The sequence below is a fragment of the Halocynthiibacter sp. C4 genome (assembly GCF_028823805.1).
GTDB lineage: Bacteria > Pseudomonadota > Alphaproteobacteria > Rhodobacterales > Rhodobacteraceae > Falsihalocynthiibacter > Falsihalocynthiibacter halioticoli.
In genome coordinates, this window is the sequence record NZ_JAPEIE010000006.1 from 30229 (window position 1) to 44750 (window position 14522).

The following is a 14522-nucleotide window of genomic DNA, read 5'->3' on the forward strand; positions in this document are numbered from 1 at the left end:
GCTTCGGCTAAATCGGGTCGGTAAACTTGCGTGGCAGGGTCATTGAGCACCAGATATCCGAGAAATTATCTAGGCGGCTATTTTGACCAAGGTTTTGCTGTCGGCACACAGTTATTCTGAGCAAAAACAACAGAGTATCCATAGATTAAGAATCTTGAAACGTCCGTGATCTTACTGCGAAACGCAGGCTTAACATGGAAATTTCCTTAGAAATCTCACGCAGCGGCTTGACAGAATCCGTGCAATCTCCTTTAGTTCGTCCAGTTACCGAACTAAAGGAATTACAGTGGGACCTCAGTCAAAAATCTCAAGGCGAATGTCTCAGAGCGCCGTTATTCAGGCGATCGCCAGCTATGGCCCAATTTCCCGTGCAAGCGTCGCGAAGCAAACAGGGCTTTCCAAGCAAACCGTGTCTGAAATCGTCGCCGCTCTGGAAAACGACGGGTGGGTGCAGGTTGTCGGTCAAACCGAAGGTAATATTGGTCGGCGCGCTGTTGTTTATGAAATCGCACCCTCTGCTGCGACGGTCGCGAGCGTTGATTTGGGCGGCACAAAGGTGCGGGTTGCGCTCTGTGATTTGACGGGAAAAGTACTAGTCGAACGTGTAGAGTCAACGCACGAGAGCGGCGGTATTCACGTTGTTGATCAAATCGTGCGGATGATCCAATCCAGCGCCGAAGAGCCAGATAGCTCTTTTGGAAAATTGCGGATTGCGGTCATCGGCGTTCCTGGTGTTCCAGACGAAAAGACCGGCGGCATTTTGCTCGCGCCGAACATCAAGGGCATCGACCAGATTGATCTTGCCGGATCGATAGAGGAGCGCTTGGGCGTTGAGGTTTTTGTCGAGAATGACGTGAACCTTGCCGCGCTAGGAGAGCATTGGCTCGCCAATTCCGAAACGGACGATAACTTGGTCTTTATCTCTGTGGGCACGGGTATTGGCGCGGGTCTTGTCGTGGGCGGCAACTTGCTGCGCGGCAGCACCGGCGGGGCGGGTGAAATCGGATTCCTGCCTTTTGGTGCAGATCCCTTTGACGAAGAAAGCCTGAGTGTTGGTGCGTTGGAGCGCGTCGCGGCAACCAATGCTATTGTTGAGCTTTACCACTCCCTCTCTGGCAAGAAAACTGATGTTCCCGGTGTCTTCGATGCGGCGGGGGCAGGCGACGCTGCTGCTGCGCAAACACTGGATGAAGTTGCAAAACAAATTGCGCGAGGGGCCGCGGCCTTGGTTGCTGTTGTTGATCCGTCTTCGATCATTCTTGGCGGGTCGATTGGCGTTAGAGAAGAGCTTCTGGCACGGGTACAGCGCTATATGGTTCTGTGCTGTCCAAAGTCCGTTGCGATCAAGAAGTCCCAACTCAATGACCATGCGGCATTGGCGGGTGGAGCGTCTGTCGCGTTATCGCATCTGCACACATCACTATTTGCCGAAGGGCAGAAGGGCGCGGAAATTTCCGTACCCCCGCCAGATATCGCATCCTTTAAGGCGGGCGCATCATAATGGCCAAAAATCTGGAACAAGCGCTAAAGCAAGCGCAAGACAGAACGCAAGACATCGATCTTTTGAAATCGGCGCTGTCGATCAACAGCATCACAGGGCAAGAGTCTCGATTTGCAGAATTTCTGGCTTCCGAACTCAAAGCGCTCGGCCTCTCAACTGATACCGGCGAGTTTCTGGAAGACCGCCTGAATGTCTGGGCGGCAACACCGGAAGCATCCGAGAAAAACCTGATGATCGTCGGGCATACAGACACAGTACACGTCCGTGGATGGGAAGACTTTTGGGGCGATGACCCAAGAAGCAATCCTTTCGCAGGTGTCGAGCAAAACGGCGAAATATGGGGCCGCGGCGCGAGCGATTTGAAGGGCGGGATTTGCGCTGCGATTGCGGGGCTACGGTTGTTGCAATCCGCCGGTTTTGAGCCAGAAAACCGTCTGACATTTGCATTCATCGGCGATGAAGAAAGCGGCGAGCCGGGGACAGGTGTCAGCGCTGGTGCAAAAGACCTTGTGAAGCGGATCGGCACCGGAGAGATCGCAAAGCCGGATTTCGCCGTTTATGTCGAGCCTTCAAACCTTGATGTATTCACGGCGCAAATCGGGTTTTTCATTGCTGACGTTACAGTTACGGGAAAGACCGCTTACTTTGGCACGCCCGAAATTGGCGTTGATGCGCTCAAAGCCACCCATGAGCTGATCGCGCGTTTGTGGGCACATGAAGCAGAGTTGGCAGAGGGGCCGACGCACGAATTGCTTGGGCCATCTTCTTTGCTCATTACGCATCTTGAAGCTGGCGGATTTATTGCGGTTCCTGGGGAAAGCAAATTCTCTCTTATCCGTAAGCTGCGACCAGGGGAACAACTGGATGACGCCGTTGCGAGCTTTGAATCTGCGCTCAAGCTGCAAGATCTACCAGAGGGCATAAGCGTTGATGTGAGCTATCCGGCTGGACGGGATCACCCGAACGGTGGCTCTCCGGTTGAAATTTCCCGCGACACGGAAGCCGCACTGCTGCTTCAAGATTGTGTCCAAGCTTTTCGACCGGATTGCGGGGCTTTCGCGGGTGCGCCGTTCTGGAGCGAAATGCCGTTTCTGACCGATCAAGTGGGATGCCCCACAGTCTATTTCGCACCAGGTGATATCGCGGTGGCGCACACCTTCGAAGAGCGGATCGACATTGAAGACTACCTCGCTGCTGTACGTTCGTTTGCGCTGTTTATCGCGCGGTACTGCGGTGTGAAGCCCAAAGAAAAAACACCAACAGAGGAGTAAATCATGAAACATTTTCCAAGCCAGATTGCGGCTGCGGCGCTGCTAAGCGTTGTTGCTTTCCCAAGCCTTGCAGAAACCGTGGGGCCAAATGGCGAAACGGCAACGCCTTCAACAGAGGTTGTTGTAGGTGACGATCACGTTTCGGCGGTTCAAGACGCAAGCTATACAGCTGCTCTCTTGTGGCACGACCAATCCGACTTTGTGAATGCTGTGACAGCAGGCGCAAGCGACGAGTTTGAACGCCTCGGCATCGAAGTTGTTGCTGTAACCAGCGCGGGATTTGACGCGGCGAAGCAACGCAGCGATATCGAAACCGCTCTGACCAAAGAGCCTAACATCATTCTCGCACTGCCACTGGATCCGGTTACATCCGCAGCGGCATTCGAAGAAGCGAAAGAAGCTGGTGTGGCGCTTTCATTCCTGTCGAACCTTCCAGCGGGCTATGAGCATCCTGCGGATTATGCTGCCATTGTTACCGATGACCTGTTCCAAATGGGGAAACAAGCTGCCGATGCTTTGGCAGAAGCAATGGGCGGCAGCGGAACAGTCGGCTGGATCTATCACGATGCCGCGTATTACGTGACCAATCAACGTGACAACGCCTTTAAAACAACAATCGAAAACGATTATCCGAACATCTCGATCGTAGCAGAGCAGGGCATCAGTGATCCGGCCCGCGCCGAAGAGATCGCCAACGCAATGCTTCTGAAGAACCCTGATATTGGTGGCATCTATGTAACGTGGGCTGGCCCTGCTGAAGGTGTTCTGGCTGCGCTGCGTGCCAACGGGAATGACACCACAAAGATCGTAACGCTCGATCTGTCGGAGCCTGTGGCGCTTGATATGGTGCGTGGCGGAAACGTTGCTGCAATCGTTGCGGACGAGGCTTATGAGCTGGGTCGCGCAATGGCCGCTTCTGCGGTGCTCGATCTCCTCGGCGAAGATGTACCTCCGTTTGTTGTCGCACCTGCGATCACCGTTACGGCGGACAACGTTGCGGAAGGCTGGAACACATCCCTGCGTATCGACGCGCCTAAAAGCCTGACAAGCAATTAACTTTACCTCCCTGAGCGGGCTGCCACGGCGGCCCGTTTGAAACTTACGCAAAGGGTAATTGCAATGACGCAAGCCATGACCAAACTTAAGACACTCGACTTGCAGAAAAGCGTGATTTATCTCGGCTTTCTTGGGATTTTCCTATTCTTTGCAGTCACTCTTCGGGACGACGGATTTCTGACCTCCCGCAACCTGACCAATATTGTTTTGCAAACAGCGCCCGCAACGATCATGGCGATCGGCCTCGTGTTTGCGCTCTCCGCTGGTGAAATCGACCTGAGCTTCGGCTCCATCGTCGCGGTGTCAGCACTGGCCGCAGCAGTTGTTTTACAAGACTATCCATTAATCGTCGGCGTTATGGCCGGTATCGGTATCGGGGTGGCAATTGGGGCATTCAACGGCGTTCTTGTTGCCTATCTGGGTTTGCCTTCGTTTCTTGTCACGTTGGCGACAATGGGGCTTTTCGCAGGAATCGCGCGCTCTATGACTGATCTGCGCTCGATCCCGGTCCTGAACGATACATTCACCGGAATTTTCGGGTCTGGTAAGCTGTTTTCGATACCGTCTCTTGTGATCTGGACGATCTTGGCGGTGACCATTGGACACATCGTCTATCGCAACACGAAATTCGGCGCGCATGTGCTTGCTGTTGGGGACAATCCTCGCGCAGCGCAGGTTTCTGGGATCAAGGTTCCGCGCGTGCGCCTATATGTGCTGATGCTTTGTGGCGGTATGGCTGGCCTTGCAGGACTGCTCTATGCCGGACGTCTTCAAGCCGCGAAATATACTTTGGGCGAAAGCGACCTCATGATTGTCATTGCGGCGGTCATCGTTGGCGGAACGGCGCTGAATGGCGGCAAAGGCTCCATCATTGGCGCGTTGCTCGGATCGCTCCTGATGGGGATGCTCAACAACGGCCTTATTCTTATGGGGCTCAAGGTTTCGGATCAGATGATCGTTCGTGGCCTCATTATTCTTGTCGCGGTGGCCGTGTCGCTGCGTGACACTAGCCGATAAGGAGATTTCACATGTTTCTTGATCTTTTGATGCGGCGGAACCCGCAATTCATCGAAGCCGCCATGGCGCTCCACCAGCAAGGCAAGCTTCCATCGAATGCCTATGTTTTGGACCTTGATACTGTCGAGGAAAACGCACGGGTGTTTCAGGCCGAAGCGCGCAAACACGGGCTCACAACCTTTGCCATGACCAAACAGGTTGGACGGCATTCCGGTTTTTGTGAGGCTGTCATGAAAGGCGGCATCGACCGTTCGGTTGCTGTCGACATGGCCTGTGCAACGGCGTGTGATCGCGCTGGATTAAAAACCGGACATCTTGGCCATCTTGTACAGGTCCCGTCAGGCGAAGCCGAATTCGCCGCTGCGAAACTGCAGCCCGATTTTTGGACCGTATTTTCAGATGCCAAAGCAAAAGAAGCCGCCGACGCCAGCGCCAAGGCAGGTCGCGTCCAAAAACTTCTGGCGCGGATCCAGACTGAGGGTGATACATTCTATCGCGGGCACGAAGGCGGCTTTGACGCCCAAGATATCGTCGCTGTCGCTGATCGGTTGGATACGCTTGAAGGCGGAGAGTTTGCCGGCATTACAACTTTTCCTGCGCTTTTGTTTGATCAGGAAAGCCGCAAGGTCATTCCGACTCATAACCTCAGCACCCTAAACCGAGCAGCAGAAGCACTCGCTGCGATCGGACGCAAAGATATTGCGATCAACGCGCCGGGTACAAATTCCGCTGTCATGCTTGCCGCCCTCGCAGAAGCGGGCGCGACCCAATGCGAACCTGGCAACGCGCTTCACGGAACCACTCCACTGCATGCGGTCGAGGACCTTCCAGAGGCGCCAGCGGTTCTCTATCTGTCCGAGGTTTCGCATCACTATGGCGACAAAGCTTATTGTTTCGGGGGTGGTCTGTATATTGATCCGGTTTTCCCGAAGTATCAGGTGAAGGCGTTGGTAGGTTCAACGCCAACATCAAATGCCAAAGACCTGCGCAATGTTGAAATTCCCGATTACTCGGCGATTGATTACTATGCGATGATTGATACAGAGGGCGATGCCGCCCCGAAACCGCGCGACACAGTGGTCTTTGGCTTCCGCGGACAAGCCTTTGTTACCCGCGCTTTGGTTGTGGGCGTGCGTGGCATCTCGACGGGCAATCCAACAGTAACAACAATTGAAAATGGCTTTGGCGACCCCGTTGCTTGGCCGGGGAGCTATCAGTCATGAGCACAAACGAACCAGTGTTGGAACTCAAGAATATCCACAAGGCCTTCTCGGGTATCGTTGCTATTCAGGACTTTTCACTTGATCTTAAAGCGGGAGAAATTGTTGCTCTTGTGGGCGATAATGGCGCCGGTAAATCAACCCTGATCAAGATGATCTCGGGGGTCTACAAGCCAACCTCGGGCGAAATCCGTTTGGATAACGAAGGGGTATCGTTTGCTGATGCCAGTTCGGCGCGCAGTCGGGGTATCGAGGTTGTTTACCAAGATTTGGCCCTAGCGGATGAGCAGCCGGTTTTCATGAATATGTTCTTGGGGCGAGAGCTGACCAAAAAACCATTCGGGCTTCTCGATAAAGAGAAGATGCGACGCGAAACTCAAGAGCTCGTTGACGATCTAGATGTGCGTATTCCGTCGGCCAGTTCGACGATCCGTGATCTGAGTGGCGGCCAGCGCCAAGGGATCGCCATTGCCCGCGCCACACATTGGGCCAGCAAACTCATTCTGTTGGACGAGCCAACCGCCGCACTCGGGGTTGCCGAAACCGCGAAAGTCGAAGAGCTGGTTGCCTCGCTCAAAGCGCGCAACCTTGCCATTCTGATTGTGAGCCACAGCCTCGATCAGGTCTTCAAACTGTCGGACCGCATTTGCGTCCTGCGGCGCGGCAAGCAAATCGGAATTCGCGACACAGCGACAACCGACAAGAATGAAATCGTCTCAATGATAACAGGTGTGAACTAAAGCCGTGTCCAGTTTTAAAACCCATATGGCGAAAGAGATCGCCGAAATTCCGACGATGTTTGAACGACAACTGCAAGACGGGCTGAAACAGTATTGGGAGACCGGCGCGGCACTTCGTTCGTCAAATCCGCGTGGGTTCGTTACTTGCGCGCGTGGGACATCTGATCATGCCGCCGCGTTCTTTAAGTATGCATTTGAGACGAAAACGGGCCTCCCTGTTGCATCAATCGGCCCGTCGGTTGCCTCTGTGTATAACGCCCAGCTGAAGCTGGACAGGTTCGCATCTGTTGCCTTTTCCCAGTCCGGCGGCAGCCCCGATCTGACGAAACTCCAAGAAGCCGCACAAAAGGGCGGAGCGGAAACAATCGCAATCCTGAACGTTGTTGATAGTCCCCTCGCCAGAGCGTCAAACTCCGTTTTGCCGATCTATGCAGGCCCTGAAAATGCGGTCGCAGCGACAAAGTCCTACGTGGGTATGCTCTTTGCGTCTTTGGGGATTCTCGCTGGGTTTACAGAGGACAAAGCGCTGCAATCCGACCTGTCAGAGCTTCCCGATTTGGCAAGAGCGGCCTTAGCTGTTGATTGGAGTGCGGCCACAGTCCCTGTTGCGCGTTCTGGCTCATTGTTCTGTATCGGCCGAGGACCAAGCTTTGCGATTGCCGCTGAATCGGCGTTGAAATTCAAGGAAACCTGTCGCCTACATGCCGAGGCCTATTCTGCGGCCGAAGTATTGCACGGGCCTGTTGCCATCGCAGGCGATAGATTTGCCGCTTTACTGTTTTCCTCCGGTGACATGGCAGCAGACTCTATAACCGCAGCCAAAGAAAAGCTCGAACATCAAGGTGCGGCCGTCTTTGAGGTTGGTGGGATCGCGGGGCCGAAATCGCTACCGTCACCTCGCTCCAGAAATCCGCTACTCAATCCTCTCCTGCAAGCAGTCGCCTTCTATTGCTTTGTCGAAAACCTATCGCTTCGGCTGGGCCAAAATCCTGACGCGCCCGAAGGGTTGAAGAAGGTAACAGAGACCGTCTGATCACTCAGAGGTGACCAAGCGTGGCGTGCGTTTGCTTGTCTCGGGCGCGAGGTAATCTATGCTTCTCGTGATGAGGAGCACGCCATGATCAGGATACTTGTAACGACAATGGCCGGCTTGTTGCTGTCTTGTGGCGCAACCACGGCCCAGAGCCCGTTTGAACTCGACCCAATTGCAACTTTGGATCGGCCTTGGGCCATGACCGCTTTGCCGCAGGGCGGGTTTCTGGTCACGGAAAAGGCGGGGCGATTGGTCTATGTCTCCGCAACTGGCGAAAAACAAACCATTGCGGGCGCACCAGCCGTGAATGACTCCGGACAGGTCGGGCTACACGATGTGGCCCTTGCGCCGGATTTCGCATCATCAGGGATCGTGTATCTTACATGGGTTGAAGGGTCTGGCGGTGGCGCATTACGCCTTGGGCGCGGCCGACTGGATTTGAACGCTTCGGCCCTTAACGGATTTCGAGAGATATGGCGCGCTGAGCCAACGGGGGGTAGGGGGCATCCCGGCGCGATGATCGCATTTGGCCCCGATGGGCATTTGTTCCTTTCCAGTGGTGATCGTCAACAAGGCAGCCCCGCACAAGACATTTCGGACAGCCGCGGCAAAATCCTGCGGCTGAATACAGACGGTACACCCGCAAGCGGCAATCCGTTTTCAGAGGCACCAGATGTTTGGACCCTCGGCCACCGAAACCCCTACGGGCTTGTATTTGACGAAAGCGGCAGGCTCTGGTCGCACGAGATGGGGCCGCGCGGCGGAGATGAGCTAAACCTGATCACCGAAGGGCAAAACTATGGATGGCCGCTTGTTTCCGAAGGAGAGCAGTACAGCGGCCAAGCAATTCCTGCTCATGCCACACGGCCGGAATTCACGCCTCCACTTATCGACTGGACCCCCATCATCGCCCCCGCCGGCATGATCTTTTATACTGGAGCAGCTTTCCCCGATTGGCGCGGTTCGCTGTTGTTGGGCGGGCTGGCATCACAGGCTTTGGTCCGTGTCGAGATCAACGCCAACTCCGCGCGAGAGGTTGATCGCTGGGAGCTAGACAACCGGATTCGGGACGTTGCCGCCGATAATGCTGGCCATGTCTATGTGTTGGAAGACGGCGAAGATGCCCGCCTTCTGCGCGTGGTACGCGGCGAATAAAAGAGAATGCACCGATAGACGCAGCAAGAACGACGGCATTCTCCAAACCACCAACACCAAAACGCTACATGGTTTAAGTGCCGAAACATTGAAGCAGGCCCATCGCATCATTGAAACGGGTTCGATGATCGGTAAGCTGGTAATCAAGTACTAATCAAGGCAACACCATGCGAGACACAATGAGCGCAGAGCAGCTTGAAGGCGAATACGACTTCATAATCGTCGGTGCGGGAACGGCCGGTTGTGTTCTTGCAAATCGGCTGAGTGCGGATCCGAAAAACAGGGTGTTGCTGCTCGAAGCGGGCAAAAGCGACAATTACCATTGGGTGCATATTCCTGTTGGGTATCTCTATTGCATCGGCAATCCGCGCACCGATTGGATGATGAAAACCGCACAGGAACCCGGCCTTAATGGCCGCTCGCTCGTATATCCGCGCGGCAAGGTTTTGGGCGGATGCAGCTCGGTCAACGGGATGATCTATATGCGTGGGCAAGCCGCCGATTACGATCATTGGCGACAGCTTGGAAACTCTGGGTGGGGCTGGGATGATGTCATGCCATATTTCCTGCGCTCCGAAGACCATCACGGCGGCGACAGCGAAATGCACCGCAGTGGCGGCGAGTGGAAGGTCAGCAAACAGCGCCTCAAATGGGACATTCTTGAATCGGTGCAGAAAGGCGCGATGGAGTTTGGCATCGAGCCGCGCAAAGATTTCAACGACGGCAATAACGAAGGATCCGGCTTTTTCGAAGTCAACCAACGCAATGGCGTTCGGTGGAACACGGCGAAGGGCTTTTTACGACCAGCGATGAAACGCCCGAACCTCCGCGTTTTGACAGAGGCTGAAACCCATCACTTGGTGATGGATGGGTCCCGCGTTACAGGAATTGTGTTCAATCGGAATGGCAAAACCCAGAGCGCAACAGCCCGCCGCGAGGTTTTACTTGCCGCAGGAGCGATCAACTCACCTAAGCTATTGGAGCTATCGGGCATTGGTCGACCAGAGGTATTGGCAGAACACGGCATTACCACGCAACACGCGCTAAATGGCGTCGGCGAGAACCTACAAGATCACCTGCAAATTCGTACGGTTTATAAAGTAAAAAACGCCAAAACGCTCAACACAATGGCGAATTCGCTTCTCGGCAAAGCCAAGATCGCGCTGCAATACGGGCTTACGCAAAGTGGTCCGATGTCGATGGCGCCAAGCCAATTCGGGATGTTCACCAAATCCCGCCCAGACCTCGAGACGCCCGACCTTGAATACCACGTGCAGCCGCTCTCAACCGATAAGCTCGGTGATCCGTTGCATCCGTTTCCGGCGATCACCGTTTCGGTTTGCGACTTGCGGCCAGAAAGCGTTGGGAGTTGCCATATCCAAAGTGCCCGCTTGGAGCAGCAACCGGATATTTGCCTGAACTATCTGTCGGCAGAGGCCGATAAATCCGTTGCCGTGGCCTCGATCAAACAAGTGCGGGACGTGATGACCGCAAAGGCTCTGGCGCGACATCAGCCAGAAGAGATACTGCCCGGTTTAGGGGTCGAAACCGATGACGACATCCTCGCAGCCGTCGGCGATATAGCCACAACGATCTTTCATCCCGTCGGAACCTGTAAAATGGGCACAGACGACACCGCTGTCGTAGACCCGAAACTTCGTGTTCGAGGCTTACAAGGGCTTCGGGTCGTTGATGCCTCCATCATGCCGAAAATTGTCTCGGGCAACACCGCATCACCCGTGATTATGATCGCAGAAAAAGCTGCCGATATGATTTTGAGTGCGGGGCGGAGTTAGCCGACCATCGGTGTCGCACCCTAAAGTACGAGCAATTTTGTCCTGATAATTAAGATTATGTTAATTATATAGAAGCTCTGCGCGGAAGTTGGTGCGGATCGCGCCGCACCAGTTCGTTTTACTTGCCCCAACGCAGCACAAGCGGATCAATCGGTTTGAGTAAGCTTATGAGGCGGTCCTTGATGGCCGGATGCAGAGGGTCGATTGGGTGACGGCAGAAGTCGGATTTTATCACGCCGCCTTCTTTCATCGCCACTTTACAAGATTGCCAACCACACTGGCGGTTCTCGTGATTGATCGCCATCGCAACGCGACTATAGGCGGCAGTGGCTTCGTCGATGCGGCCTGCGTGGTGATGGGTCAGCACCGGCTTGATCTGATCGACGATCATACCCGATGTCATCGTGCCCGTAGCACCAGCATCAAGGTCGGCCAACAGCGTGATCGCTTCCTCGCCATCGAACGGCCCTTCGATTGCGTCTCCGCCTTCTGCAATCAGATCGCGCAGCTTGTTGGCCGCCCTTGGGCACTCGATCTTGAAGAGTTTCACCATTTCAATGTCTTGCGCCATCTTCACAAGAAGCGGCACCGGAAGATCAACACCCGACAGCGGCGCATCCTGCACCATAATCGGAATTCCAACCTCGCCCACGGCTTTAAACTGCTCGAAAGTCTGCTTGGCGTTCCCCTTAAGAAGCGCGCCATGATACGGCGCCATCATCATCACGATATCCGCACCGAGGTCTTTGGCAAATGCCGCACGCTCCACAGCTATCTGCGTGGCAAAATGGCTGATCGTCACGATAACAGGAACCCGCCCCGCCACATGCTCAAGGCACAGCCGCGTCAGGGTTTCGCGCTCTGCATCCGAGATCAGGAACTGCTCGGAAAAGTTGGCAAGGATACATATCCCGTCTGCGCCCTGATCAATGAGGCAATCCAAAACGCGTTTCATCCCCTCGAGGTCGAGCGTGCCGTCCTCATGAAACGGCGTTGGGGCAACGGGCCAGATGCCGGAATATTTCACTGTCATTCTCTCTATCCTTAACGTGTGTCTTTATTCGTTGAACGGCGCAACCGTATTGCGGCGGCCAAGCATGAATGCATCGGCCACATGAACAAGCGGCGAGAAATCCGCATCAATGCCGCCCTCTTTCACAAGGGCCGCCATCTTGTCGTAAAGGCGCGGGTATTCACCCGAAAGCGCATCGTCGGGCGCGGCTTCTGCGGGCTTGCCGTCAATTTCCATCCGCGCGCCACCATCAAGCAGGCGCAGCGTGCCTTCTTCTGTTTCAACCTCAATCGTCCAGTACTGATCGCCCTCTTTGCGCCAATCAAATACCGCCGAGACCTCGGCTCCTTTTGGATGAGCAAAGGCAAGCTCTGCGCCAATCGGGGCCTGCCGCCCTTCGGGGAAATCAAGGCTCGCGCCTGTGAGGTGGATCGGGTCAGGCAGAATTTCCGTCACAATCGACAGCGCGTTGATACCCGGATCAAACACACCCATGCCGCCCGGTTCCCAAATCCATTCCTGCCCTGGATGCCAGCGGCGCACATCTTCGCGCCAATCCACATGCATCCGTTTGAGCGTCTTGCCCGCGAGCCACGCCCTTGCCGCCGGAACCATCTCTGCTTCGCGCGAATGCCACGTGGCGTAAAGCGACAAGCGCCGCTCCTTTGCGATTGCCAGCAACTCATGACATTCCGCCAAAGTCGCCCCCGGTGGTTTCTCAAGCATCACATGCCGCCCCGCCAAAAGCGCGGCCTTGGCATATTCAAACCGAGGCACCGGCGGCAAACAAAGCGACACCACGCGGATATCAACGCGCTCCTTCAGCATCTCAGCGAAATCGGTATAGGCCGGAACACCCTCAACCGAACCATGCCGCGACACCGTCGCCGACAATGTCCAATCTGGTGAGGCGTTGATCGCGGGAACGTGCTGATCTACCGCGATTTTGCCAATGCCAACGAGTGCAACATCCATCAATGCGAATCCTTTCCAACGGGCGCACCACGGCACCCTTTCAAAAAGCTGAGATCTGCGCCGGAATCGGCCCCCTCAACGTGATTTTGGTGAAGCCACGCATAACCGGATTTCTCCTGCTCATGCGTAGGCTTCCACCGTTTCAGACGTTCCGTGAGTTCGGCGTCCGAAATATCAAGATGCAGCGTTCGCGCTTCTACATCCAGCTCAATCATGTCTCCGTTTTGCACAACAGCGAGCGGCCCTCCTGCGGCGGCTTCGGGCGAAGTGTGCAACACAACGGTGCCGTAGGCCGTGCCCGACATCCGCGCATCCGAAATCCGCACCATATCGGTGATCCCCTTGCGCAGAACCTTGGGCGGAAGACCCATGTTGCCAACCTCCGACATCCCCGGATAGCCCTTCGGTCCGCAGTTTTTCAGGACCATCACACAGGTTTCGTCGATGTCGAGATCCTCGTCGTCGATCTTGGCTTTGTAGTCGTCGATATCCTCGAAGACGACGGCGCGGCCACGATGCTTCAGCAGATGAGGCGAGGCCGCCGATGGTTTCAGCACCGCGCCTTTGGGGGCAAGATTGCCCTTAACAACGGCAATGCCGCCCTGATCGGTGAGCGCCTTCTCAAGTGGAAGGATCACATCCTCGTTATGGTTCACCACGTCCTTGACGTCATCCCAGATCGGGGTGCCCGCCACGGTAAGCGCATCTTTATGAAGCAGCCCCGCTTCACCCAAACGGCGCAGAACAACGGGCAATCCACCCGCGTAAAAGAACTCTTCCATCAGGTATTTGCCCGAGGGCATGAGGTTCACAATCGTCGCCACATCGCGGCCACAGCGGTCCCAATCATCAAGCGTCAGGTCAAGCTCAAGCCGCCCTGCAATCGCCAGCAAATGAACAACCGCGTTGGTCGAGCCGCCAATCGCGCCGTTGGTGCGGATCGCGTTCTCAAAGGCCTGTTTGGTCATGATATCAGAAGGCTTCAGATCATCTTTAACCATCTGAACAATGCGCCGCCCAGACATCTGTGCCATCACGCGACGGCGGCTATCGACCGCCGGAATTGCCGCGTTGCCCGAAAGCGCCATGCCCAAAGCCTCCGCCATAGACGCCATCGACGATGCGGTGCCCATTGTGTTGCAGGTGCCTGTGGAGCGGCTCATGCTTTGCTCTGCTTCAAGGAACTCGTCAGCGGTCATTTCACCCGCCTTCACCGCCTCGGAGAACTTCCAAAGATGTGTGCCGGACCCAACCCGTTCCCCTTGGAAATACCCATTGAGCATCGGCCCGCCCGTCACAACAATCGACGGCAAATCGGTTGAGGCTGCCGCCATCAGCAGGCTCGGCGTGGTCTTGTCACAGCCCACCAGAAGCACAGCGCCGTCAATCGGCTGGCCGCGCATCTGCTCCTCGATCGACATGGCCGCAAGGTTGCGGAACATCATCGCCGTGGGGCGGAACGTGTTTTCCGAAGCCGAGAACGCCGGAACCTCAACAGGAAAGCCGCCGGCCTCCCAGATCCCCGCCTTGACCTTCTCACCCAACTCGCGGAGATGCCCGTTGCACGGCGTCAGCTCCGACCAAGTGTTCATGATCCCGATCACAGGGCGCCCATCGAAAAGATCGTTCGGGTACCCCTGATTTTTCATCCAACCCCGGTGATAGATCGCGTCGCGACCAGTACCGCCATACCATTCCTGGCTTCGGAGTTTGCGGGGCCATTTTGCAGGTTTGAAAGTCATTGCA

Annotated in this window: 12 protein-coding genes; 9 read left to right on the top strand and 3 right to left on the bottom strand. The window is 55.5% G+C overall.

Translation table 11 applies throughout. The features are described from left to right. The first annotated feature begins 316 nt into the window (after nt 1-316). The 9 genes from OU789_RS16325 (at nt 317) to OU789_RS16365 (ending at nt 10789) form a co-directional block, all read left to right on the top strand. Complete coding sequence (locus OU789_RS16325; protein WP_274656807.1) at nt 317-1501, top strand: ROK family transcriptional regulator; 1185 nt, start codon at nt 317-319, stop codon at nt 1499-1501. Next, nucleotides 1501-2772, top strand: coding sequence for a M20 family metallopeptidase (locus OU789_RS16330; protein ID WP_274656809.1), 1272 nt, complete (start codon nt 1501-1503; stop codon nt 2770-2772). Before OU789_RS16325 ends, OU789_RS16330 begins: the two co-directional genes overlap by 1 nt. Nucleotides 2773-2775: 3 nt before the next feature. After that, nucleotides 2776-3828, top strand: coding sequence for a substrate-binding domain-containing protein (locus tag OU789_RS16335; RefSeq protein ID WP_274656811.1), 1053 nt, complete (start codon nt 2776-2778; stop codon nt 3826-3828). 75 nt (nt 3829-3903) lie between these two features. Beyond that, entirely contained in the window at nt 3904-4845 is a 942-nt protein-coding gene (locus OU789_RS16340; RefSeq protein WP_274656813.1) for an ABC transporter permease, read from the top strand. Nucleotides 4846-4856: 11 nt separating this feature from the next. Next, nucleotides 4857-6068 (top strand): alanine racemase, encoded by a 1212-nt coding sequence (locus tag OU789_RS16345; RefSeq protein WP_274656814.1) that lies wholly within the window; start codon nt 4857-4859, stop codon nt 6066-6068. Then, a complete protein-coding gene (locus tag OU789_RS16350) occupies nt 6065-6805 on the top strand; it encodes an ATP-binding cassette domain-containing protein (protein ID WP_274656815.1) in 741 nt (246 codons plus the stop codon). Before OU789_RS16345 ends, OU789_RS16350 begins: the two co-directional genes overlap by 4 nt. Before the next feature lie 4 nt (nt 6806-6809). Beyond that, nucleotides 6810-7838, top strand: coding sequence for an SIS domain-containing protein (locus tag OU789_RS16355; protein ID WP_274656816.1), 1029 nt, complete (start codon nt 6810-6812; stop codon nt 7836-7838). Nucleotides 7839-7922: 84 nt separating this feature from the next. Further along, on the top strand, nt 7923-8993 hold the full coding sequence (locus tag OU789_RS16360; protein ID WP_274656818.1) for a PQQ-dependent sugar dehydrogenase: 1071 nt from the start codon (nt 7923-7925) through the stop codon (nt 8991-8993). A gap of 167 nt (nt 8994-9160) precedes the next feature. Next, a complete protein-coding gene (locus OU789_RS16365) occupies nt 9161-10789 on the top strand; it encodes a GMC family oxidoreductase (RefSeq protein ID WP_274656820.1) in 1629 nt (542 codons plus the stop codon). 118 nt (nt 10790-10907) lie between these two features. Here the strand turns inward: OU789_RS16365 and OU789_RS16370 are convergent, their stop codons facing one another. Genes OU789_RS16370 through araD form a run of 3 tightly spaced genes read right to left on the bottom strand, consistent with a single transcriptional unit; the run spans nt 10908 to nt 14518 of the window. Beyond that, a complete protein-coding gene (locus tag OU789_RS16370; RefSeq protein WP_274656821.1) occupies nt 10908-11822 on the bottom strand; it encodes a dihydrodipicolinate synthase family protein in 915 nt (304 codons plus the stop codon). A gap of 24 nt (nt 11823-11846) precedes the next feature. Continuing rightward, nucleotides 11847-12776, bottom strand: coding sequence for a Gfo/Idh/MocA family protein (locus OU789_RS16375; protein ID WP_274656823.1), 930 nt, complete (start codon nt 12774-12776; stop codon nt 11847-11849). After that, nucleotides 12776-14518 (bottom strand): L-arabinonate dehydratase, encoded by a 1743-nt coding sequence (gene araD / locus OU789_RS16380; protein ID WP_274656825.1) that lies wholly within the window; start codon nt 14516-14518, stop codon nt 12776-12778. The genes OU789_RS16375 and araD overlap by 1 nt, the downstream gene beginning before the upstream one ends. Between the last annotated feature and the right edge of the window lie 4 nt (nt 14519-14522).